11 protein-coding genes are annotated in these 24309 nt (G+C 64.7%); 5 read left to right on the top strand and 6 right to left on the bottom strand.

The genetic code is table 11. From position 1 onward, the window contains the following. Position 1: 1 nt before the first annotated feature. The 6 genes from cysW to JT360_RS02440 form a co-directional block, all read right to left on the bottom strand. Positions 2 to 886, bottom strand: a complete 885-nt coding sequence (gene cysW, locus JT360_RS02465) for a sulfate ABC transporter permease subunit CysW (RefSeq protein WP_214469897.1) — start codon at positions 884 to 886, stop codon at positions 2 to 4. Continuing rightward, the gene (cysT, locus tag JT360_RS02460; RefSeq protein WP_214469896.1) at positions 879 to 1730 is read right to left on the bottom strand and encodes a sulfate ABC transporter permease subunit CysT; all 852 of its coding nucleotides are present in this window, start codon (positions 1728 to 1730) and stop codon (positions 879 to 881) included. Before cysT ends, cysW begins: the two co-directional genes overlap by 8 nt. A 21-nt stretch (positions 1731 to 1751) precedes the next feature. Next, complete coding sequence (locus tag JT360_RS02455) at positions 1752 to 2780, bottom strand: sulfate ABC transporter substrate-binding protein (RefSeq protein ID WP_214469895.1); 1029 nt, start codon at positions 2778 to 2780, stop codon at positions 1752 to 1754. Positions 2781 to 3005: 225 nt separating this feature from the next. Continuing rightward, positions 3006 to 3731: a M15 family metallopeptidase gene (locus tag JT360_RS02450; RefSeq protein WP_352126983.1), complete on the bottom strand. Its 726-nt coding sequence runs from the start codon at positions 3729 to 3731 to the stop codon at positions 3006 to 3008. Between the two features lie 236 nt (positions 3732 to 3967). Beyond that, positions 3968 to 6058, bottom strand: a complete 2091-nt coding sequence (gene pbpC / locus JT360_RS02445) for a penicillin-binding protein 1C (RefSeq protein ID WP_250888573.1) — start codon at positions 6056 to 6058, stop codon at positions 3968 to 3970. A gap of 212 nt (positions 6059 to 6270) precedes the next feature. Further along, positions 6271 to 11751, bottom strand: a complete 5481-nt coding sequence (locus tag JT360_RS02440) for an alpha-2-macroglobulin family protein (RefSeq protein ID WP_214469892.1) — start codon at positions 11749 to 11751, stop codon at positions 6271 to 6273. A gap of 280 nt (positions 11752 to 12031) precedes the next feature. Here JT360_RS02440 and JT360_RS02435 point away from each other — a divergent pair, with 280 nt between their 5' ends. The 5 genes from JT360_RS02435 (at position 12032) to JT360_RS02415 (ending at position 24279) form a co-directional block, all read left to right on the top strand. Beyond that, complete coding sequence (locus JT360_RS02435; RefSeq protein WP_214469891.1) at positions 12032 to 13960, top strand: autotransporter assembly complex protein TamA; 1929 nt, start codon at positions 12032 to 12034, stop codon at positions 13958 to 13960. Between the two features lie 2 nt (positions 13961 to 13962). Continuing rightward, positions 13963 to 20016, top strand: coding sequence for a translocation/assembly module TamB domain-containing protein (locus tag JT360_RS02430; RefSeq protein WP_214469890.1), 6054 nt, complete (start codon positions 13963 to 13965; stop codon positions 20014 to 20016). Positions 20017 to 20268: 252 nt separating this feature from the next. Further along, positions 20269 to 21927, top strand: a complete 1659-nt coding sequence (locus JT360_RS02425; protein ID WP_214469889.1) for an ABC transporter substrate-binding protein — start codon at positions 20269 to 20271, stop codon at positions 21925 to 21927. A gap of 148 nt (positions 21928 to 22075) precedes the next feature. After that, positions 22076 to 23110: an ABC transporter permease gene (locus tag JT360_RS02420; protein ID WP_214469888.1), complete on the top strand. Its 1035-nt coding sequence runs from the start codon at positions 22076 to 22078 to the stop codon at positions 23108 to 23110. 11 nt (positions 23111 to 23121) lie between these two features. After that, positions 23122 to 24279 carry an ABC transporter permease gene (locus JT360_RS02415; protein WP_214469887.1) on the top strand — a complete coding sequence of 386 codons (1158 nt, stop codon included), beginning with the start codon at positions 23122 to 23124 and terminating at the stop codon, positions 24277 to 24279. Positions 24280 to 24309: the final 30 nt, after the last annotated feature.

The raw sequence follows: 24309 nt of genomic DNA, 5'->3' as shown, positions 1-24309 counted from the left end.
TCTAATGTCCGCGCGTCGCGGCGAGTTCGGCGCCGTAGCGCATCTCAAGCAATGTTTTCAAGACCAGCGTCACGAGCGCCAGCCCGGCAAGCAACGAGGCGACGGCAAAGGCGCCCACCGCATTGTACTCGTTGTAGAGGATTTCGACATGCAGCGGCATGGTATTGGTCAGGCCGCGTATATGGCCCGACACCACCGACACCGCGCCGAATTCGCCCATGGCGCGCGCGTTGCACAGGAGCACGCCGTAGAGCAGCCCCCATTTGATGTTGGGCAGCGTCACATGCCAGAAGGTCTGCCAGCCATTGGCGCCGAGCGAGAGTGCCGCTTCCTCGTCGCCATTGCCCTGTTCCTGCATCAGCGGAATCAGCTCGCGGGCGACGAAAGGGAAGGTGACGAAGACGGTGGCCAGCACGATGCCCGGGACGGCGAACAGGATGACGATGCCGTGCGCCTTCAGCCAGGCGCCGAGCAGGCCCTGGGCGCCGAACAGAAGCACATAGACAAGGCCCGATATGACCGGCGAGACGGAGAAGGGCAGGTCGATCAGCGTGGTCAGGAAGGCCTTGCCCTTGAATTCGAACTTGGCGATCGCCCAGGCGGCGGAAATGCCGAAGACGAGGTTGAGCGGCACGGAGATCGCTGCGACGAGCAACGTCAGCCGGATCGCCGAGCGCGTGTCCGGACTGCCGAGCGCTTCGGTGTAGGCACCGATGCCCTTGGCGAAGGCTTCCTTGAAGACGATGATCAGCGGCAAGAGCAGGAAGATGCCGAGGAAGGCGAAGACGATGACCATCAGCACGGCCCGCGCCGGGCGGCTTTCGGTCACCGCCGCCGATTGGCTCTCGTGATGCGGCTCGTAGGATTTGATTTCGGGATCAGCCATAGCGCTTGCGGCTCCATGTCTGCACCAGATTGACGACCAGCAGCATGACGAAGGACAGCGCGAGCATGATGGCCGCGATCGCGGTTGCCGCCGGATAGTTGTATTCCTCGAGCCGGATGACGATCAGCAGCGGCGCGATCTCGGATTTATAGGGCAAATTGCCGGCGATGAAGATGACCGATCCGTATTCACCGACGCCGCGGGCGAAGGCCAGCGCGAAGCCGGTGACGATAGCCGGCGCCAGGCCCGGGAACAGAACGCGGGTGACGATCTGGAAGCGGCTGGCGCCAAGCGTGGCGGCGGCTTCCTCCACTTCCTTGTCGATCTCTTCCATGATCGGCTGCACGGTTCGCACGACGAAGGGCAGGCCGATGAAAACCAGGGCAATGATGATGCCGAGCGGCGTGTAGGCGACCTTGATGCCGAGAGGCATCAGCAATTTGCCGATCCAGCCATTCGGCGCATAGAGCGTGGTGAGCGCGATGCCGGCCACCGCGGTCGGCAGCGCGAACGGCAGGTCGACCATGGCGTCGACGATGCGGCGGCCCGGAAAGCGGTAGCGCACCAGCACCCAGGCGACCAGCGTGCCGAAGACGACGTTGACGGCCGCCGCGACGAAGGCGGTGCCGAAGCTGATTTCCAGTGTGTTGACGGTGCGGCGGTCGGTGGCGATCGCCCAGAATTCGGTCCAGCCGAGGGCGGCCGAGCGCCAGATCAGCCCGGACAACGGAATGAGGATGATGAGGGTGAGGTAGGCAAGCGAGAAGCCGAGCGTCAATCCGAAACCCGGAATGACGCTCGGCTGTCTGAACCGCCACCCCGCCTGCGCGGGTGCTGTGGTCATATCGTCCGATCTAGATTTGGCTCACTGGGCCGGCTTATAGATCTGGTCGAATATACCACCATCGCCGAAATGATAAGGCTGTGCCTTCTTCCATCCGCCGAAAAGCGGATCGTCGATGGTCACAAGCTTGATCGGCGGCAGCTTGGCGAGGTCTTCGGCCGGCACTAGGTCGGGCTTGGCCGGCCGATAATGGTTCTTGGCGATGATCGTCTGCGCTTCCTTGGAGTAGAGCCAGCTCAGATAGGCCTCGGCGACCTTGCGCGTGCCCTTGGCGTCGACATTGGCGTCGACCACCGCCACCGGCGGCTCGGCCAGGATCGAAGTCGGCGGATAGACGATGTCGAAATTGTCGGCGCCGAATTCGTCGAGCGCCAGATAGGCTTCGTTTTCCCACGCAATCAGCACATCGCCGAGACCCTTTTGCGCGAAAGTCACGGTCGAGCCGCGCGCGCCGGTGTCGAGCACGGGAGCGTTGGCATAGAGCTTGCCGACGAATTCCTTGGTCTTTGCCTCGTCACCGCCATCGTTGGCGTTGGCGTAGGCCCAGGCGGCCAGATAGTTCCAGCGCGCGCCGCCGGATGTCTTGGGGTTGGGTGTGATCACCTGGACGCCGTCCTTGACCAGGTCGTTCCAATCGTGGATGCCCTTGGGATTGCCCTTGCGGACCAGGAAGATGATGGTCGAGGTGTAAGGCGCTGAATTGTTTTCGAATTTGGTGCGCCAGTCGGGATTGATCTTCTTCGATTTGGAGACGATGGCATTGATGTCGCCTTCAAGCGCAAGCGTCACCACATCGGCATCGAGCCCGTCGATCACGGCCCGAGCCTGGGCGCCCGATCCGCCATGCGACTGCTGGACGGTGACCGTCTCGCCGGTCTCGGCCTTCCAGTGCGCGGCAAAGGCCTCGTCATAGGCCTTGTAGAGCTCGCGTGTCGGATCGTAGGACACGTTGAGGATGGTGGTGTCGGCGAACGCGAAACCGAGCGTGCCGAACTGGACAGATGTGGCGACCAGTGCGCCGAGCAGTTTCTTGAAATGAGGTTTGGTCATTTCTGCCTCCGTTGAACCCGCGCCAAATCTAGCGAGTTGGTAGAAATTAGATGCATTGAATGTTTGCCTTTTTTGCCCTCCTGAAGAAAATATCGGACGAGATTTCCTGCCGCGAAGAAATATTTTCCTCGCAGACGCCAGCCCGCCTAACCCGGTGATCGCCACCCCTGCCTATGTAGAGATACGCGGTGCCGAGGCAAGACGGCTTTGGGTCGGTACGGCGCGTTACCCGGCTGCCACCGGGAAATCGAAGCGCCGGGTCGGGTACGGCTCGTGCACGAGGGTAAAATGCCACCATTCGCAGGCATGGTTCTTGAAGCCGCCGGCGCGCATGGCATCGAGGAGCAGCTTGCGGTTTGCCGCCGCTTCGCGGCCGAGCGGGCGGTGCGCGGTCTCGCTCATCGGGTCGAAACAGTCGAAGCCGGCGCCGAAATCGAGCGTGTCGGCATCGATGGCGCCGCAGGCCGGTTTTGTGCTGGACGGACGATCGGTTCGGAGAATGGCGACATCGACAGTCGAGCCGCGCGAATGCGCCGACAGGCTGGCGACATAGCCCCTGGCGATGAGGTCGCCGCGCTTGACCTTCGGATGCCATTGCGGGTCGGGTGGTCCGCCCCCGGTCGTCCATTTGCCCATGTCGGCAACGGAACGGGTAGGGCGGTAGCAGTCGAACACGACCAGCGTCAGGCCTTTCGCGGCGATCGCCTTCTGGACGCCCGAAAGCGCCTTCGCGGCCTGTTCGGTGAGAATGCAGATCGGCGCCTCATAGCCGCTCACCTTGCGGTGCAGGAAATTGTTGGAGCCGGCGTAGCGGATGTCCTGGCGGATCGAGGGATCGATATCGGCGAGGCGAACGAAGCCGGCGGGGAGGGGATCGGCAAAAGCGGGGAGGGTGGCTGCCGACAACGCGATGAGGATAGCGGCAATCTTGCTCGACGTTTGGTTCGGCACGCCCCCCTCTGCCCTGCCGGGCATCTCCCCCTCAAGGGGGGAGATCGGCAGTTCCGCCGCTCTGCCTATTCTCCAACGTTGGCGTTTGGCGAAAGCGGTGACCACATCCAATCTCCCCCCTTGAGGGGGAGATGCCCGGCAGGGCAGAGGGGGGCGCCTTGGAACAGACATAAAGAGAACTACCTCGCTAGCGGCCGGGCGCCGGAAAGCCAATTCCATGAATCGCTTGCATCGGTCTATTCAACGAACACCTTCACACTCGCCGCGCGGCCAGCCGCGTCGATCACGGTCAGCGTCGAATAACCGGCGCCGTCGGGCTGCCAGGTCGCGGTGCGGCGGCGGTCGATGCCGGTGAGCGGCTTGCCGTTGGCAAGCCAGCGGAACGGCGCACGGCCGCCTTGCAGCTTCAGCACCAGCGGCGAGGCATCGGCCGAGTTGGTGGCGAGATCGACACGCGCACCGTCCGGCGGGAAGATGATGGTCGGCGCGGGCTCTGTCGGTGTCGCCTGCACCAGGCCGTCGGCGCCGGCGCCGAGGCGGGCGAGTGTCACCGGCAGATCCCCGCGCTTGGGGGTGAAGGCGCCTGGCGGCTTGCCCGGCAGCGGTACGGTGGCAAGTCCCGAGCGGACAAATCCCTCGAACAGGATGGGGGCGGCCGAGACGTAGCCGGAAAGGCCCGGCACCGCGCCGGCATCGGGGCGGCCTACCCAGACGCCCAGCACATAGCGGCCGTCGAAGCCGACCGACCACGCATCGCGGTAGCCATAGGACGTGCCGGTCTTGTAGGCGATGCCGCGCTGCAAGGCCCCTTCCGGCGGTTTTACCCCCGAGAGGATGTCGATGATCTGCCAGTTCGCCTGATCGTTGAGGATGGTGGCTGTGGTGCGCTCGGCGTTGGCCGGCTCGGTGCCGTCATGCAGCGTGTGCGTCTTGCCGCCATTGGCGAGCCCCGTGTAGAGCTGGACGAGGTCGCGCAATGTGATGCCAACGCCACCAAGGCCGATGGCCAGGCCAGGGGCTTCGTTGACCGGCAGGATCGGGTTGACGCCCGCCTGGCGGAAGCGCGCCGTCAGCCGCGCCGGGCCGACCGCGTCGAGCACGCGGATTGCCGGCACGTTGAGCGACAGCTGCAGCGCCTGGCGGATGCTGACATCGCCCTGGTAGCCCATGTCGAAATTCTTCGGCCGGTAGCCGCCGAAATCGACCGGGCTGTCCTCGATCAGCGTTTCCTGCGCCACCAGCCCCTGCTCGAAGGCAAGGCCATAGATGAACGGCTTCAGCGTCGAGCCGGGCGAGCGCACGATTTTGGTCATGTCGATCCAGCCGGAGCGGCTTGCATCGAAGAAATTGGCTGAGCCGACTTCACCCAGAATGTCGCCGGTGCGGGAGTCGGCCAGCACCATGGCGACGGAGAGACGCGGCCCGAGCTTGGTGGCGGCGTCGCGCGCCACCTGTTCCAGCCCCTGCTGGACGCTTTTGCGGATCGTCAGTTTGAGCGGCTGTCCGGGCACCGCCTTGGGCAGCATCGCATAGGCGGCATGCGCGGCGAGCGCCGGCAAAGTGCGGCGCAGGCCCGACACATCGTCAAGTGCTGCACGCGCGGCCTCGCGTTCGCCGATCAGGCCGGACGAGACCATGCGGGTCAGCACCCGGTCGCGGGCGGCGTGGGCGATTTCGAGGTTGCGATCGGGCCGGCGCTTTTCCGGCAATTGGGGCAAAGCGACGAGCAGGGCGGCTTCCGAGACGGTGAGCCGCTTCGGCTCCTTGCCGAAATAGGCGAGCGAGGCGGCGCGAACGCCTTCGAGGTTGCCGCCATAGGGCGCCAGCGTCAGGTAGCGCTCGAGGATCTCGCGCTTGGACAGCCGCCGCTCGATCTGGATGGCGCGCAGCATCTGCTTGATCTTGGAGCCAAGGCTGCGGCTTTCGCGCGGCTCGATCAGGCGCGCAAGCTGCATCGACAGGGTCGAGCCGCCGGAGACGATATGGCCGCTGGTGGCGAACTGGCCGGCGGCGCGCGCTAGCGCCAGCACGTCGACGCCCTCATGGTCCCAGAAGCGCTTGTCCTCATAGGTGACCAGCATGTCGACGAACTGCTTGTCGACCTGGTCGAGCCGGGTTTCGAGGCGCCAGTAGCCGTCGGGCGTGGCGAAGGCGCGCAGAAGCTGGCCGTCGCGGTCCTGGACTTCGGTCGAGACGGTGAGTTCCGCCGGAAGTGGTGGCGGGAAGGCTCGGTCGAGCTGCCAGAGGGTGGCTGCGGAAAGGGCGAAGAGGCCTGCGCAGGAAGCTGCGGCTATGGCTGTGCGGCGAAGGAATTTCTTGGAGAGCATGGCGCTGCCCCTCATCCGCCTGCCGGCCCCTTCTCCCCGTATGGTGACGGGGAGAAGGGAGCTGTGGCATGCATCGGCGCCTTTTCTGTAACGTTCAAAGCTGGCGAAAGCTTTGGTGCAGGCCTCTTTCTCCCCGTCACTATACGGGGAGAAATGCCCGGCAGGCGGATGAGGGGCAGCGCAAGCCTCATGTCCATATCCGCCAAGGCACCTTACGGCGCCTTGATCTCCATCATGCCGGTCGCGGTGCGGGCCGAATATTGCGGCCGGTACATGTCCTCCACCGATGCCGCTGGGTGCGCATAGGTGCCGGGCGTTACGGCGCGCACGACATAGGCGAGTGTCAGATTGTGGTCGTGATCGCCGTCGGCCGGGTTGAATGCCGCGACGAAACGGTCGTCGCGGAATTCGAGATGGGCGGCGTCGGTCTGGGCCAGCCAGGAGAAGTTGGACAATTGCGCGCTGGAAACCAGGCCGGGATTGTCGATCTCGAAGCCGGCCGGCAAAAGGTCGGTGACCAGCAGGCGCGACGGCCAGCTGTTCTGCTCGGTGACCTTGAGCACGACGACATAGCGTTCGTTCTGGGTCGCCTCCGTGACATTGGCTTCGGTGCCATCGAGCTTGTAGTAGGTGCGGCTGATGGTGAAGCCGTCGCCGTCGGCCGGCAGGGGCTGGACCGGCGACGCCACGGTGGTGACGACGGCCTGCAGCGGGGTCTTGCCGGTGTTGGCGATTTCGAGCGGACTGTCGGCCAGTTCACTGCCGTTGACCTGGTTGGAATAGCCGCCGGAATGTGGCGCGCCATTGACGGTCAGCGTGATCGAATCATTGCCTTCCCTGAGCGCGCGGGCCGCCAGCAGCATCCAGGAATCGTCCTGGGTGCTGGTCCAGCGGGCTTGGGCGCGTTCCCTCGTCACCAGCTTGATCAGCTCGGGCACGATGGTCGACACCGGCTTCGATTCCGCCGCCAGCGCAAGCATCGCCGCGCCATCGCGCAGCGGCGAGCCGTAGTCGGAGCGGTAATAGTCGTACTCGGTGCTAGACTTGGCGAGCTGCAGCGCGGTCTTGAACGTCGCCTCCGAGCGCTGGGTGTCGCCGTAGAGCGCCAGGCTCGCCGCCAACTGGGCAACGGCCATCGGGCTCGAAAAGGCTTCGAGCTGGGTGTCGGCGTAGTAGCGCAGGTCGCCGATCGAGGCCTTCTTGTTGCGGGCGAGCACGTAGAGCGCGTAGGCGATCTCGGTGCCGCGGTCCTGTACGCTCTGGTCGTAGCCGAGCGAGTTCTGCAAATTGCTCAGCGCCTGGTTCATGGCAGGCGCCGGAACGTCGTATTTCTGCTCCCGCGCCCTGGTCAGGAATTCGCTGACATAGGCGTCGAGCCACAGGTCGCCGGAGCCCGGGCCCCACAGGCCGAAGCTGCCGGACGAGGACTGGTAGCTCAGGACCTTGTAGATGGCGTCCTGGATACGGCCATGAAGCTCGGGGTCGCTTTCCATGCCGATGCCGGACGCCATGTCATTGACATAGAGAAGAGGCATCGCCCGGCTGGTGGTCTGCTCGGCGCAGCCATAGGGGTAGCGGTCGAGCTTCATCAAGAGCGATGGGACGTCGAAGGCGGCCGCCTGCGATACGCCGACGCTGACGGAGGCGCCGTCAAGCAGGCTTGCCGCCAGCAGTTCCTTGTCGACGCGCAACGCGCCGCCATTGCCCTTGAGGTCGACCACAAGGCGCGTGGTGACCGGCAACTGCGCCGGGCGCACCGGCACGTAGAGCGTCTGCTCGACCTTGGTGCCGTCGGCGTGGGCAAGCTTGATGGTGAGCGACGCATTGCCCGCCGTCCTTGCGATCAGCGGCACGGTCAGCGTCTGGCGTTTGCCCTGGGCGAGCGTCAGCTTCTGGGGCAGGGGTTTGTCGCCGGTCGACAGGTCGCCCGTCGTGTCGATCGACAGCGCATAGTCGCCGGCCGGGCCGTCAGTGTCGGCGACATCGAGGCGCATGACGGCGGCATCACCAGGTGCCAGGAAGCGTGGCAGGCCGGCGGTGATGACCACCGGGTCGCGCACGATCACATCGGACTGGGCATGGCCGACCGCGTCCTTGGTCCAAGCGACAGCCATCACGCGCACGGTGCCGTTGAATTGCGGGATGTCGAAGTCGATCCGTGCCTTGCCGTCGGCGTCGAGCTGGACCGGGCCGGAGAAGAAGGCGACCAGCTTTTCGGTGGGCGGGCTGCCTTGCGCCTGCATGTTGGCGCCGTCACCGCCGGTCCTGAGCTTGCCGGTGGTGCCCAGCGACCCATCGATCAGGCGGCCATAGATGTCGCGGATCTCCATGCCCAGCATGCGCTGGCCGAAGAACCAGTTCTCCGGGTCCGGCGCCTTGTAGTTGGTCAGGTTGAGGATGCCGACATCGACGGCGGCCACCATGACATAGGCGTTGCTGCCCGGCTGCACGCCGGCCACGGAAACCGGGATCGACAGCTGCCGGCGCGGCATGGTCTTGTCCGGCGGCGTCAGGGTGACGGCGAGCTTCTTCGAGCCCGCGTCGACCTTCAGCCATTTCACCCCGATGGCGCGAGCCGGCATGCGCGTTTCCTGCACATCGCCCGGCCGGAACAAGGTTGCCGTGACATAGGCGCCGGCGCCCCAATCGTCGCCGACCGGAATGTCGACGGTGCTGCCGCCGGCCGGCACTGATGCCGTGATGGTCTTCAACAGCTTGTCGGAGCCGATATTGATCAGAAGCTCGCCGGCAAAATGCGGCGAGATTTTCAGCTTGGCCACTTCGCCGGCGGCATAATTGTCCTTGTCGAGGGCGATCTCGAGGCCGTCAGGCGTCTCGGTGGTGGTCGAGGCGACATACCAGCCGGCGTCGAACTCGTAGCTGGTGGCAGGACCCTCGGGGTCAGATGTCTCGACCTCGAGCCTGTACTGGCCCCAGTCGACCGGTACGGAGACAGTAGCGTCGCCATCGGCGCCGAGGTCGACCTGGCCGTTGGCGATCGACTTGGTGAAGGCGACCGGCTCGTAGTTCCACGAATTGTTGGAGCGGTACCACTGATAATTGCGTTCGACCTTGACCAGCGTCCACTGCGCGCCTTTCAGCGCCTCGCGCTTGCCGTCGGGATCGACGGCGATCAGGCTGAACTTGGCCGTGCCGCCCTGCGGCACTTCACCGTCGGCGAAGTCCGGCCGGATGCCGATCATATGGCCTTGCGGGCGGATGCCGATGTTGAGCGAACGCTCGATGGCGCGGCCGCCGGTTTCGCGCATGCGCACCGTCACCTTGCCGTCGACCAGCTTGGTGGTCGATGGCAACTGGTCGACGGAGACCGGGAAGGTTGCCTTGCCGTCATCGCCGACCACGGGCAGGTTGGTCAGTGGCGTGACGGTGGGCTCGGCCGACTGCTCGTCGGCGAGGCCGAAGGCAAAGTTGGGGAAGCGGTCCCAGTCGCGCGAGGTCGACAGCGTCAATTCGCCTTCCAGCGCCAGGCCCGCCGCCGGCGCGCCATAGAGGAAGCGGCCGTCAATGTTGATGTTGGCGGTTTCGCCCCGCGCGATTTCCTGCTTGTCGGCCTTCATGTCGAATTCGATGCGATCCGGCACGAAATCCTCGACCAGGAACATCTGGCTGGCCACCGCCGGCTGCTTCGGATCGGTGTGGATCGACACCGACCATGTGCCGCGCATGGCGTTGGGTTCGAGCGGCAGGTCGACGGCATGGCCGCCGGCCGAGGCGCCGTCGCTGACGATGCGGCGGTCCTCGACGCCATCGGGGCGCGAGAAGATGAAGGTCAGCGGCAGGTTCTCGACCGCCTTGGCCGCACCGTCGCGGGCAAGGGCGGCGACATGGACGTCCTCGCCGGCGCGGTAGATGCCGCGCTCGGTCCAGGCATAGACGTCGAGCGCGCCGGGCGCGGCGCGTCCGGTGACGCCGCGGTCGGACAGGTCGAAGCCGGCCTTGGACATGTCGAGGAAGACGAAATCATTGTCGCCCTGCTTTGCCATCAGCACGGCGGGCACCATGCCGCCGTCGCCGCGCGTCAGGCCGGGATTGAACACGGCGTGGCCTTCGGCATCCGATGTCGCGGTGCCGAGAACCTCGTTGTTACGGGCAACCAGCGTCAGTTCGGCGCCGGCTATCGGCTTGGCGGTGCCCAGCGAACGGGCAAAGACATTGAGCCCGTCCTGGCCGGTATAGGTCGACAGGCCGATGTCGGAGACGACGAACCACTGCGTGGCCAACGAACCATAGTCGTCGCTCTTGTCGTTGACGGCCCGGGCGGTCAGCACATAGACGCCGGGCTTGCGCTGCGGCAGCGCTTCGTCGACCGGAAAGGAGGTGGTGACCTCCTTGTTGAGGTCATTGACGATGTCGAGCTGGCCCTGCCAGACCGGCGCGCCCATCTGCTCGGAAATGTTGGAGATGTCATAGCCGTCGAGCTGATGCAGGAACTGGTAACCCGACAGAAGCTGCGCCAGCGATCGGTCGCCGATGCGATAGAGCTTCATCTCGGCGGCGTTCATGTTGACGGTGACGACCGGAATGCCGCGGCGCGCGCCGGCCGGCAGCACGAAGCTGTCGCCGGTGAAGCGGGCGGACGGCGCGCGGTCCTGCACATAGATCGACAGCACCACGGGGGCCGCGGTCACTTCGCCGATGGCCGCCGGCAGGCCGGCGCGGAAGGTGACGTCGTAGTGCTGGCCGTGCTCAAGGCCTTCCACGCAGATCTGCTTGTCCTTGGCCTCGACGCCCTTGGGCGGCGCGTTGTCGACAGTCACGAACTGCGCGTAGTCGATGCCGGTCTTGACCAGATCCTCGGAGAATTGCGCGCAGATGCGCGGCGCGCTGGTGTCGGCATCGACGCTGTGATCGATGACACGGAAACCCTTGCGGGCCTTCAGATCGGCATAATCGGCCTGAACCGCCGGCGAAGGCACGAGCGCAAGGCTCGCCTCATAGGCCTGCAGGGCCGGCCGGTAGAGATCGCGCTTGTCGAGGCCGGCGCCGAGCAGCGCCAGCGCGTCGGCGCGCGTCTTCGTCGTGCGCAAAAGCTTGTAGGCGTTGAAAGCGGCCGAGGTGCCGTTTGTCGGCAAAGTAGACGCTTCGGAGGTGTTGGTGGCCGGCTGCACGGCCAGTGTTTCGCGGGCCAGGTTGAGCCAGAGCTGGCCATCGTCGGGCATCACCGAGACCGCGGCTTCGTATTTCTGCATGGCGGAGCGATGGTCGCCGGTCAGCACGGCCTGCGCGGCTGCGTTGGTCAGCGCGGCCATGCCCTCGGTCGGCCTGTCATAGGCCGGACCGAGCAGCTTGTTGCGGTATTGCTGGGCCTGGTCGGCCATCCAGTTGGGGAAGAAGGCGAGTTCCGGCGGGGCGCCGATGTCGGGATCGCCGTCGACGTTGACGATCTTGCCGGCGACCGCGCCGCTGAAGGGTTTCAGCTGGTTGTAGTCGGATTTGAGAAAGCACCATTTGGCTTTGGTGTTGTAGGTGAAGGCGCGGCAGGCGGGATCGCCGAGGCAAGTCGTCTTGCACTGGTCGAGGGTGACATTCTGGTCGGATCTGAGGTCGAAACCGAAATAGTCGGAATTGTCGGTGGTTGCAATTCTTCGCGCCTCGGCCGCTTGCGCGGCAGTGCCCCAGGCGAAAAAGAGAAGGAGAAGAATCGACAGACCACGAGCCGCGCGCATTGCCATAACACCCTCCAGACAATTGCAGACGTCCGGGCATGTTCAAGCTTCAGTCAGGCTTGTCAACGCGCGGACGCGGCAGGTTCCGCCTGCCAACGGTTTATTTTCCGGCCAAGGACCGGTATGCGGACAGTAACCTCCATAGGACAGGGGATCACGCTTTCTTGCGGAAACGCAGAAGGTGTGAATTCCAAGCCCGTCCTATTTCAGACAATTGGATTGTGGCCCCTTTACGAGCGCTTCAGAACTTCATTCCAATTTTAGTTTTGTAGCCTAGGTTGTCTTAATGCCGGCGCATGAAAAGCAGATGTCAGGAAGGACCGCGCCAGGGCACGTGCTTCCGCGCGCCCTGCTTTTTGCGTTGATGTGCTCGACCGTGCTGGCCGCCTATACAAGGCCTGCTGCCGCATTCGAGCTTTTCGGCATCAAGCTGTGGGGATCCTCCAGCGACGAGGACGCCGACATTGTCGATCCTCTGCGCTATGCCGTGACCATCACGGCACCCGACGCCGACAAGGACCTCCTCAAGAAGCTCGAAAACGCCTCGGCGCTGAAAGGCGACGAGGACCGGCCCGTCTCGGGCTCGCTCGGGCTGATGGCCAAGGCGCGCAGCGACCGGGAACAGCTGGTCGCGGCGCTTTATGCCGATGCCCGCTACGAAGGCGTGGTGACCGTCACCATCGACGGCAAGCCGCTCGACGAATTGCCGCCGGACGCCGAATTCAAGGGCCCGCAGCCCATTCCGGTGGCGATCAACATATCTGCCGGTCCTAAATTCACCCTCGGCAATATCAGGCTGGAAGGCGATGCGGCGGGGCTGATGAGTGCCGATTATGGGCTGATATCGGGCGGCGATGCCGGGTCCGGCGCGGTGCTGAAGGCCGAGGCGCTGATCGTGCGGACGCTGAAGGAGCAGGGCAGGCCGCTCGCTGAGGTGACCGACCGGCGGATCGTCGCCGACCACGCCACCTCGACGCTCGACGTGACGCTGACGGTCGCCGCCGGACCGGTCGCCGGCTATGGCGCGACCACGGTTGAAGGCACCGAGAAGGTCGACCGCGACTTCACCGAATACATGACCGGCTTGAAGCGCGGCAAGCAGTACTCGCCGCAAGAGATCAGCGATGCGCGCGACAGGCTGCTGGCGCTGGAGGTCTTCAACAGCGTGACCTTCAAGGAGGCCGACAAGCTCGATGCCGACGGCAACATTCCAATCGGCGTCCAGGTCAGCGAGCGCAAGCCGCGCTATTTCGGCCTCGGCGGCACCTTCTCGAACACCGAAGGGCTGGGCCTGGAGGGCTATTGGGGGCACCGCAACCTGTTTGGCCGGGCCGAGAAGCTGCGCATCGACGGCGCCATCAGCGGCATCGGCAACAACGATCTGTCCGAACTGAATTACAATGCCGGCATCATGTTCGAAAAACCCGGCGTGGTCGGACCGGCGTCGAAGTTCTTCGCCGGCATCAAGACCGTGCTCGAACATCCCGATGCCTATGACCATTTCTCCGTCAAGGGCAGCACCGGCCTGTCCTATGAACTGACCAAGCAGCAGACGGTTTCGGCCGAGGTCGCGCTCGACTACTCACGCATCCATGATGCCTTCGGCAAGCACAAATACCTGATCGCCAGCATCCCGCTGCAGTACGTCTACGACAACAGGGACAACCGGCTGAACCCGACCAAGGGCTTCCGGGTGCTGGCCTACGCCGAGCCGAGCTACGATATCCTGAGCGGGGCGGCCTTCCTCAAGCTTAAGGGCGAGGGGTCGGCCTACCAGTCGCTGGATACGGCCTCGAAGTTCGTGCTGGCCGAGCGCGTCGCCCTCGGCTCGATCGTCGGCACGGGGCTTCAGAACGTCCCGGCCGACCGGCGCTTCTATTCCGGCGGTGGCGGCTCGGTGCGCGGCTACGCCTATCAGGGCATCGGCCCGAAGGACTTCACCGGCCAGCCGATCGGCGGCCTGTCCTTCTTCGAAACCTCGGTCGAGATGCGCATTGCCGTCACCGACACGATCGGCATCGTGCCGTTCATCGATGCCGGCACGGTGTCGACGAGGTCGGTTCCCAATTTTTCCGACGTCAAGGTCGGCGCCGGCGTCGGCCTGCGCTATGTCACGCCGTTCGGGCCATTGCGCATCGACGCCGCCGTGCCGCTCAACCGCGACCCCAGCGATCCGCATTTCGGCATCTATGCCGGCATCGGACAGGCGTTCTGAAGATGAAAACGGTCTGGCGCATTCTTCGCATTGTCCTCTACACGCTCCTGATCGTGGTCGCGGGTGCGATCGGCGCGCTTGTCGTGCTGACCAAGACCGAGCGCGGGCGCGACAATCTCGCCGGCATCATTTCGCGGCTCGCCTCGAGCGACGACCGCAAGATCACCATCAGCGGCATCGACGGCATCTGGTCGGGCGCGCTCAGCGTCGACCATGTCGTGCTGGAAGACCGCGAGGGCGCCTGGCTGGTGGCGCGCAAGGTGGCGGTCGACTGGTCGCCGCTGGCGTTGCTGTCGAAGAGTTTCAGTGCCGACCGCATCGCGGCCGGGCGCATCGAACTGGCACGGCTGCCGGTGGCCGGTACGCAGCCGCCGGCGCAGGGCGGCACGACGACGCTGCCGGTCTCCATCGACATCAAGCAGATCGACCTTCCGGAAATCGCGCTTGGCCAGCAACTGGCCGGCAGCGGCATCGCCGAACTTGCCGCCAAGGGGATGCTCAAGGCAGATGCCGCTCCGCTGGCGGTCGAGACGTTGCTCAACGTCACCCGTCATGACGGCAAGCAAGGCAATGTCGACGCCAAAGTCCATTTCGCGCCGGCCGACAACAAGCTCGACCTCGACCTGAAGGCATCCGAGCCGGCCGGCGGCATCATCGCCAACCTGCTCAACCTGCCGGATGCGCCGCCGGTCAACATCGTCGTTTCGGGCACGGGGCCGCTGGCCAACTGGAGCGGTGTTGGTACCTTCCTCGTCGATCACCAGATCGTCACCCAGCTCACCGGCCGCCACCAACTGACCGACAAGGGCAACCACCTGGAAGCCAAGGGTGACGGCGACTTCGCTCACTTCCTGCCGGAAAACCTGAAGCCGCTGTTTGCCGGCAAGACCAGCTTCGATGTCGCGGGTACCGCCACATCAGCCGGCGGTGTCAGCATTGACCGGGCCAGCATCGACAGCGATGCCATGCACGGCACCGCGACCGGCATCGTCGATCCTGCCGGTGCCAGCGATCTTTCGGTCGCGCTGGCCGCCAAGGGACCGCCAGTGGTGATCAGCGTCGGCAGCAAGGCGCAGCCGATCACGCTGGCGATCAAGAATGCCACCGCTCGGGCGTTCGGCGACGGCAAGGCACCGATCATCGACATCGGCGTCTCGTTCGTTTCGATCGTGGCCGGCGGCACGCGGCTGGACGATCTGGTGGCGCAGATCCATTCCGATGGCTTCGACATTCAGAACCGCTCCGGCCCGGTAGCCGTCAAGCTTGAGGCCGGCGGCCTCAACACCGACGTCGCGACGCTGGCGCCGCTGGTCACCGGCAAGGTCGATGTCGGCCTGGATGGTTCCGTCAGCAAGGACGCGATCGTCATCGATCGGGGCACGCTACGGTCCGATGCGGTCAATGCCTCGCTGACGGCGTCGGTTGCTCTCGCCGATCTGTCGATGCAGCTCAAGATGAATGCCGATGCCGTGGCGACGGCCTTCCCGCCGCAGATCGCCTCGGTGCTCGGCGGGCGAGTGAAGTTCGCGGCCACCGCAACGCGCGATCCGCAGGGTTCTTTCGCCGCCAATTCGATCTCATTCACGTCCGGCTCGCTCAGCGCCAGCGGCACCGCCAGCATGCAAGGCACCGATATCCAGGCCGATATCAAAGGCAAACTGGGCAATGTTTCGGTGCTGTCGCCGACGGTCGGCGTGCCGGTTGCCGGCGGCGTCGATTTCGCCCTGTCGGCAAGCGGCGCCCTGACGGCGCCCGATTTCACCGTCTCCGCCGACAGCGACAGCCTGACGGCCTCGGGGCGCACGGTGAAGGCGATCAAGCTGACGGCTAGCGGCAAGGCGGATATCGACAATCCTGCCGCCAATGTCTCGCTGACCGGTTCCGTCAACGACCAGCCGCTCGATCTCAAGGCGGCGCTGGTGACGAGCGGCGGCAAGCGGTCGATCAACGGCTTCCTCATCTCGCTGGGCGACAACAAGGTCTCGGGCGATCTGGCGCTCGACGACAAGTTCATGCCCTTGGGCACGCTGACGCTCGCCGCTCCGGCAATCGACCAACTGGCCGCACTTGCCGGGCAGGCGGTGACCGGCGACATCAACGGCACCATCAACTTCGCCAAGGACGGTGACGCACCCTCCGTCGCCATCGATGCCAAGAGCATGTCGATCGCGCGCGGCGAGGTGACGGCCAAGACGATCGCCGTCAACGCGCTGATCGCCAATTATCTCAAAGCGCCGGCGATCTCTGGCACGATCAAAGCCGACACGGTCACTTCGGGCGCCACCGAAATCAGCGGCATCGGCGTCGACCTGAAGCGCGACGGCGACTGGACCAATTTCACCGGCGGCGCGACGATAGCAGGCATTCCGGCCACCGCCGCAGGCCGTGTCAAGATCGCCGGCGGAGTCACCAGCGTCGAGATCGCCTCGGGTGAAGCCACGGTTCGCGGCATCAAGGCGGCGATCGCTCAGCCTGCGGCGCTGACCATCGCTGGTGGCACGGCCAGCATCGAAAGCCTGGCGCTCGATATCGGCGGCGGCTCGGTGACCCTGTCGGGCAGCGCCGGCCAGACGCTCGATCTCGCGGCAAAGGTCTCAGCGCTGCCGGCAGCGCTGGCCAATGATTTCGCCCCCGGCCTCGATGCCGTGGGTGCGCTGAGTGGCACAGCGCAGGTGACCGGAACGCCGGCTGCTCCGGAGGTTCGGTTCAACGCGCAGCTCGCCGGCGTCGAAACCAGCCAGACCCGCCAGGCAGGGCTTGGGCCGCTCGCTGTCGATGCGGCCGGCAGCTACACCACGGCCGGCGGCGTCGCCCTCGACCATGCCACGCTTTCCGGCGACAAGATTTCCGGCCAGGCCGCCGGCACCATCAATCCGAACGGAGCCAGCGATTTCGCGCTCGATCTCACCTCATCCGGCCCCAGCCTGCCGCTGACCGTCGGAAGCGCCGAGAGCCCGGTCAAGATCGAGGTCCGGTCGTTGTCGGCCAAAATCGCGGGCGATAGCACGCATGCCCGGCTGGACCTTTCCGCTATCCTGCCTTCAATCACCACCAGCCCGGCGAAGGTGGACGGGCTTGCCGTGGCCCTGCACTCGGATGCGTTCGATCTTAGAAACCGAGCCGGGCCGGTTTCCGGCACGGTGTCGGTGGACAAGGTCGGGCTCGACAACCCCACCATCGCGCCGCTGATCGCCGGCAAGGTCACAGCCGCTCTCAGAGGACGCCTGACAGCAGACGCCGTCGCCATCGACAGCGGCTCACTCAAGAGCGATGCGTTGAACAGCCATGTCGCCGGCCTTGTGTCGCTGCGCGACGGCGCCGTCGACCTCAACCTCAAGGCGGATGCCCCGTCATCGGCCTTGCCGGCGGCGGCGCGCGGCGTGCTTGGTGAGCGGGCCCAGCTGGGCGCCACGCTGAAACGCGCGCCCAACGGCAATATCAATATAGACGCATTGACGCTGACCTCGGGCGCGCTGAGCGCAAAGGGGCAGGCGAGCATTGCCGACAACAAGGTGGCCGCCGACATCACCGGCGCTCTCACCGATATCTCGCTTTTGTCGAAGGACGCCAGGGGCGCCATAGCCTTCTCGCTGAGTGCCCAGGGGCCGGCCGCCGCGTCGGACCTGTCGCTGACCGTCGATAGCGACAAGCTTTCGGTGGCGTCGCGCGAGATCACCGGGCTGAAGCTCACGGCCACCGGCAAGGCTGATGCCGCAAACCCGGCGGCGAATGTTCAACTGACCGGCAATGTCGCTGGACAAGCCTTGCAAGGCAGCGCCGTGCTGGCGACGGCGGACGGCAAGAGCGCCATCAACGGCCTGCTGCTGTCGCTGGGCAAGAACCGGATTTCCGGTGATCTGGCGTTGGACGACAAGTTCGTGCCTGAAGGCACCATCTCGCTCGATCTGCCCGATATCGGACCGCTCGCCGCGCTTGCGCTGGAGAAGGCCGAAGGCGACGTGCGCGGCACCATCGCCTTCTCCAGGAATGGCGCGGCACCCCAGGTCGCCATCAAGGCGGCTACGGGCTCAATCACGCGCGGCGACCTCCAGGCGAAGGCTGTTTCCATCGACGCGCTGATCGCCAATTACCTCGCGGCTCCGGTGATCTCCGGCAAGATCCACGCCGATACCGTCACATCCGGCGGTACCGTGATCAATGGCGTCGATATCGACCTGAAGCGCGACGGCGACTGGACCGGCTTTTCCGGCGGCGCCACGGTCAAGGGCATTCCGGCCAAGGCCGCCGGCCGGGTGAAAGCGGCCAACGGCACGACGACTATCGAACTCGCTTCCGGCCAGGCCACGGTCCAAGGCATCAAGGTGGCCATCGCCCAGGCTTCGACCGTCAGCATCGCCAATGGCACGACGACGCTGGACCGGCTGGTGCTCAGCCTTGGCGGCGGCACGGCGACGGTGACCGGCAAGGTCGGGCAGGCGCTCGACATCAACGCGGCGCTGGCACGGGTGCCGATGTCGCTCGCCAACAGTTTCTCGCCGGGTCTCGATGCCGCCGGTTCGATTTCGGGCACGGTCAAGGTGACCGGCGCGCCCGCCAGTCCGGCCGTTGCCTTCAACATAGACGCGGCCGGCGTGCAGACGTCGCAGACCCGCGGCGCGGGTGTCGGCGCGGTGAGCGTTTCCTCGTCCGGCACCTTTGCCGGCAACAAGCTGACCTTCAATGCCAATGTCAGCGACGGAGCCGGCCTTGGCCTCAAGGGCGGCGGCACGGTGACGACATCAGGCACGCCGGCGCTGGCGCTCGACTTCAATGGTGCGGTGCCGTTCGGCATCCTCAGCCAGAAGCTTGCGGCGCAGGGCCTATCGCTGACGGGAACGGCCAACGTCAATGTGCAGGTGCGCGGTCCGGCGACATCTCCTGTCATCGGCGGTTCGGTGAGCGCGTCCGGCGCGCGGCTGGTGGATGCCAAGTCCGGCCTTGCGGTCAACAACATCGCCCTCGACGTCTCGATCGGCGGCGGCGTCGCCAGGATCAACCGGCTGACCGGTACATTGTCGACGCGCGGCAGCCTGTCGGCGAGCGGCACGGTCGGCATCAATCCGGCGCAGGGTTTCCCGGCCGACCTGTCGATCAAGCTCACCGACGGCCGCTATACGGACGGGCGCGTGGTGACCGCCAATCTCGGCGGCGACCTGACGATCAAGGGGCCGCTGACATCGGCACCGGCGATAGCCGGCACGGTCAATCTCGCCAAGACCGTCATCACGGTTCCAGACAAATTGCCGGGCTCGCTGTCGGCGCTCGACGTCAAGCACAAGAACGCCCCTGGCGCTGTCAGGGCGCAGGACAAGGCGCTGCGCCCGGCAACGACCAGCGGCAAGAGCGGCGGCAGCGGTCTTGCGCTCGATGTCACGGTCAACGCGCCGAACCAGATCTTCATCCAGGGCAGGGGGGTCGATGCCGAATTCGGCGGCTCGCTCAGGCTGACAGGGCCGGCCTCGGCGCCGCAGGCGGTCGGTACCTTCACCCTGCAGCGCGGCCGGCTGTCGATCCTCGGCAAGCGGCTGACCTTCACCGACGGCACGGTCGGTTTCTCCGGCTCGCTGGTGCCCTATCTCAACCTGACGGCGACAACGACGACGGCCAGCGCCACCGTCACCATCGTTGTGTCGGGCGAGGCGACCGATCCGAAATTCACCTTCTCCTCGGTGCCGGCGCTGCCCGAGGACGAGGTGCTGGCGCAGCTGATCTTCGGGCGCTCGATGTCGAACCTGTCGCCGCTGCAGATCGCACAGCTGGCCGAAGCGGCCGGTCAGCTTGCCGGTGTCGGCGGCTCGACGTCGCTGCTGGAGAATCTGCGCAGCGCCATCGGCGTCGACGATCTCGACGTCACCACCGATGAGAAGGGCGGCACGGCGGTCTCGGCCGGCAAATACCTGAACGACCGTACCTATGTGACCATCCAGAAGGGCGACAAGCCGGGCTCGGGCAAGGCGACCATCGACCTCAATGTCGGGCGCGGCGTCAAATTGCGCGGCGAGGCGACGGACGCCGGCGAGGCCAAGGGCGGCATCTTCTACGAGAGGGAATATTGAGGGGCTGGCCTGCACCATGGCCGGAACTGGCGCTGTCGTAACCTGTGCAAATGTCTCAGTTTAATCGCCCAAAGGGATTTTGGCGGAATCTGGGCAGACTAGCATTTTTGCGCCAAGACTGTCGTTATCACGCGAACCGCTCCCCTTCCAAAGTTGCACATTCGCTAACATGTTCCCAATCCATGCCGTCTTTGACATCATGGCCCGGATGCGGAATGTTAATCGGCGGAAAGCCAACAATGGGAGTTAGTCATGACAATCTACAAAAGCAACGGCGATAGCGTTCCGGATCACATCCTGGCCATGGCTGAGGAAGCCAAGGCAGGAACCGTGGATCGCCGCGAATTCCTGGCGCTCGCCAGCATCTTCGGCGCGTCGACGGCCATGGCTTACGGCCTGCTCGGCCTTGCCGCTCCGACCCCGGCCAAGGCCGAAGACGTTCAGGGCAAGAAGGGCGGCGTGCTGAAGGTCGCCATGTCCATCAAGGATCCCAAGGATCCCCGCACCGCCGACTGGTCGGAGATTGCCAATGCCGAGCGTCAGGCGCTCGAGCCGCTGGTGAAGTACACACATCAGTACACCTTCGCGCCGTATCTCCTGGAAAGCTGGGACATCAACGACGACGCCACCGAATACACGCTGCATGTGCGGCCGGGCGTCGAGTGGAACAATGGCGACAAGTTCACCGCCGACGACGTCATCCACAATTTCACGCGCTGGGCGGACAAGAACGCGGCAGGCAATTCGATGCCCGGCCGCCTTGGCAGCCTCGTCGACGAGAAGACCAAGAAGTTGAGCGAAGGATCGATCGTCAAGGTCGACGACATGACGGTCAAGCTGAAGCTCACCAAGCCCGACATCGCCCTCATCGCCAACCTCACCGACTATCCGGCCCTGGTGGTCCACAAGACCTTCGACGAGAAGGGTGCGAACTTCAAGAACTGCCCGATCGGTACCGGTCCGTTCGAACTCGTCTCCTACGACGTTGGCCAGAAAGTGGTCTACAAACGCCGCACGACCGGCAAGTGGTGGCAGGGCGAAGCCTTCCTCGACGGCGTCGAGTTCATCGACTACGGCACCGATCCGGCGGCGACGGTTTCGGCCTTCGAATCGGGCGAGGTTCAAACCAACCACGAGACGACCGCCGACTATGTGAAGATCATCGAAGGCGTCGGCGCTCCGGTCTCGGAAGTGGTGACCGCGGCGACAGTGGTCTCGCGCTTCAACGTCAACGCCAAGCCCTACGGCGACCAGAAGGTGCGTCAGGCGATGTGCCTGGCCGTCGACAACTCGGTGGTGCTGCAGCTCGGCTACGGCAATGCCGGAACGGCGGCTGAGAACCACCACGTCGCGCCGATCCATCCGGAATATGTCAAGCTGCCGGAGGTCAAACGCGACATGGCCAAGGCCAAGCAGATGCTGACGGAAGCCGGCGTGATCGATTTCGAGCACGAGCTGATCAGCAACGACGAGGACTATCACAAGAACACCACGGACGCGATCGCGGCCCAGCTGCGCGAGGCCGGCATCAAGGTGAAGCGCACCGTGCTGCCGAGCTCGACGTTCTGGAACGATTGGACGAAATACCCGTTCTCGGAAACCAACTGGAACATGCGTCCGCTTGGCATCCAGGTCATCGCCATCGCCTACCGCTCGGGTGAAGCCTGGAACGAGACGGCCTACGCCAATCCGGACTTCGACAAGAAGGTCAACGAGGCGCTCGGGATCGCCGATGCGGAGAAGCGCAAGGTGGTGATGAAGGACATCGAGCAGACGCTGCAGGATTCCGGCATCATCATCCAGCCGTACTGGCGCAAGCTCTACATCAACATCAAGCCCGAAGTGAAGAACCACTCGATGCACCCCACCTACGAGCACGATTTCGGCAAGGTCTGGCTCGATCAGGCGTGACCCGCGGCTTGAAAAATGCGAAGGGCGCGCGCCCTTCGCATTCGCAGGATCGCCGCCGTTGCATTGGATGCAGCGGCGGCGTGACGTCACAAGGTTTTCGTCACAGGGTTGACCATATCTGACCCCAACCCGGCCGGCAGGGGGCACAATGTTCTCATTCATCATCAGACGCGTCGGCACGATCATGCTCACGATGCTGTGCCTGACGCTGGTCGTCTTCTTCCTCGTCAATCTCGAACCCAATCTGAAGAAGCTGGCGATCAGCCAGACCGAAATGCACACATCGGCCGAGCAGCTCGAAAGCTGGCTTGCCAATCACGGCTATCGGCAGAACTTCTTCCAGCGCTATGGCCAATGGCTCGGCGTCCTGCCCGAGCAGCCAATCACGGATCCGGCGACCGGGAACACGACGCAGCGTTTCTCCTTCTGCAACGACCCGACGGTGCCGACATTCTCCGGCGTCCTCGAGGGCGATTTCGGCTGCTCGACCAAGTTCAAGACCACGGTCGCGGCCAAGCTGTTCCCGGCACTCGGCGCCACCGGCATCCTGATGCTCTGCGTGCTGGCGGTGATGGTGCCGGTTTCGCTGCTGATCGGGGTTCTCGCCGGCATGCGCGAGGGTTCGCGCACCGATCGCGTGCTGTCGGTCGCCTCGATCGCGTCGACGGCGACGCCTGAATATGTGTCGGGCGTCATCTTCACCGTCATCTTCGCATCCTGGCTCGGGTGGCTGAACGGCTCGGCCGCGTCGGCGAGCCAGGGCATCACCTTCTACAATTTCACCTTGCCGGTGATCACGCTGGCGATCTACGGCATAGGCTACATCGCGCGCATGACGCGCGCCTCGATGGTCGAGGTGATGACGCAGCAATATATCCGCACCGCGCGCTTGAAGGGGCTTTCCTTCAAAAGCGTGGTGGTCAAGCACGCGCTGCGAAACGCGCTGATCGCGCCCTTCACCGTCATCATGCTGCAGTTCCCGTGGCTGCTCACCGGCGTCGTCATCGTCGAGGTGATGTTCCGCTACCAGGGTTTCGGCTACACGCTGGTCGAAGCCGCCGGCAATAACGACATCGATCTTCTGCTCGGCTGTTCGCTGGTGTCGGTGTTCATTGTGCTGATCACGCAGCTCATTTCGGACGTCGGTTACGCATTCCTCAACCCGCGCATCCGGGTTCAGTAGGGAGAAGGCGCATGCAAGCTCAATATATCGGCGCCTCCACCATCATCCTCGAAGTGCTGTGGCGCTTCTGGCCGGTCTGGGTCGCGCTCGCCATCGTCATGGGCGCGAGCTTCCTCTACAAGAAGAAGCTCGCCCTCTATGGCCAGCTGTTCGACAGCGGCGTCGGCATAGCGGGTGTCTTCATCTGCCTGTTCTGGCTGTTCACGGCGATCTTCGCCTCGACCGTCTCGCCTTTCGATCCGCTCGGCCAGATCCCGATCATGAAGGACACGCTGCCCGGCGCCATCGAACCGCAGTCGGGGCTTGTCTACCTGTTCGGCGGCGACAAGCTCGCACGCGACGTCTTTTCGCGCATGGTCTATGGCAGCCAGATCGTGCTGATCATCGCACCTGCAGCAACCGGCTTCGCGCTCATGGTCGGCATCACGCTCGGCCTGCCGGCCGGCTATTACGGCGGCAAGATCGATTCCATCCTGTCGTTCCTGGCCAATCTGGTGCTGGCCTTCCCGGTGATCCTGCTGTTCTACCTGCTGGTGACGCCGGGGATCATGGACACGCCGATCCCCTATGCGCTGGCCGGCGTCTTCTTCCTGTTTCCGATCATCTTCTTCTGCGTGCTGTTCTGGACACGCTTCAAGAACCGGCCGGACCGGATCTACATCCTGCTCGGCCTGACGCTTGTGATAGGCGGCTGGATCTACCTAGGCCTTGTCTTCGACAGGGACCCGCTGCACATCGTCCATATCGATCCCAACCAGCTCAACATCTTCGTGGCGGTGGTGTTCGCCTCCAGCCCCGGCGTGTTCCGCATCGTGCGCGGCCTGACCATGGACATCAAGACGCGCGACTATGTGGCGGCGGCGCAGACGCGCGGTGAATCGCCCTGGTACATCATGCTGTGGGAGATCCTGCCCAATGCACGCGGACCGCTGATCGTCGACGCCTGCCTGCGGATCGGCTACACTACGATCCTGCTCGGCACGCTCGGCTATTTCGGCCTCGGTCTTGCACCCGAGAGCCCAGACTGGGGCACGGCGATCAAGGATGCCAGCCGGCTGCTGCGCTCCTTCATCCACCCCGCGCTGCCGCCGACGATCGCGCTGATGAGTTTCGTGCTGGGGCTGAACCTGCTCGCCGATTCCCTGCGTGAGCAATCGATGAAAGACTGATCCGCGGGTTTCGACCCGATGGCTGAAAGA

Source organism: Mesorhizobium sp. dw_380 (genome assembly GCF_018588885.1).
Classification (GTDB): Bacteria; Pseudomonadota; Alphaproteobacteria; order Rhizobiales; family Rhizobiaceae; genus Mesorhizobium.
The sequence above is the reverse complement of the archived record's forward strand: the minus strand, read 5'-3'. Positions and strand labels throughout refer to the sequence as shown.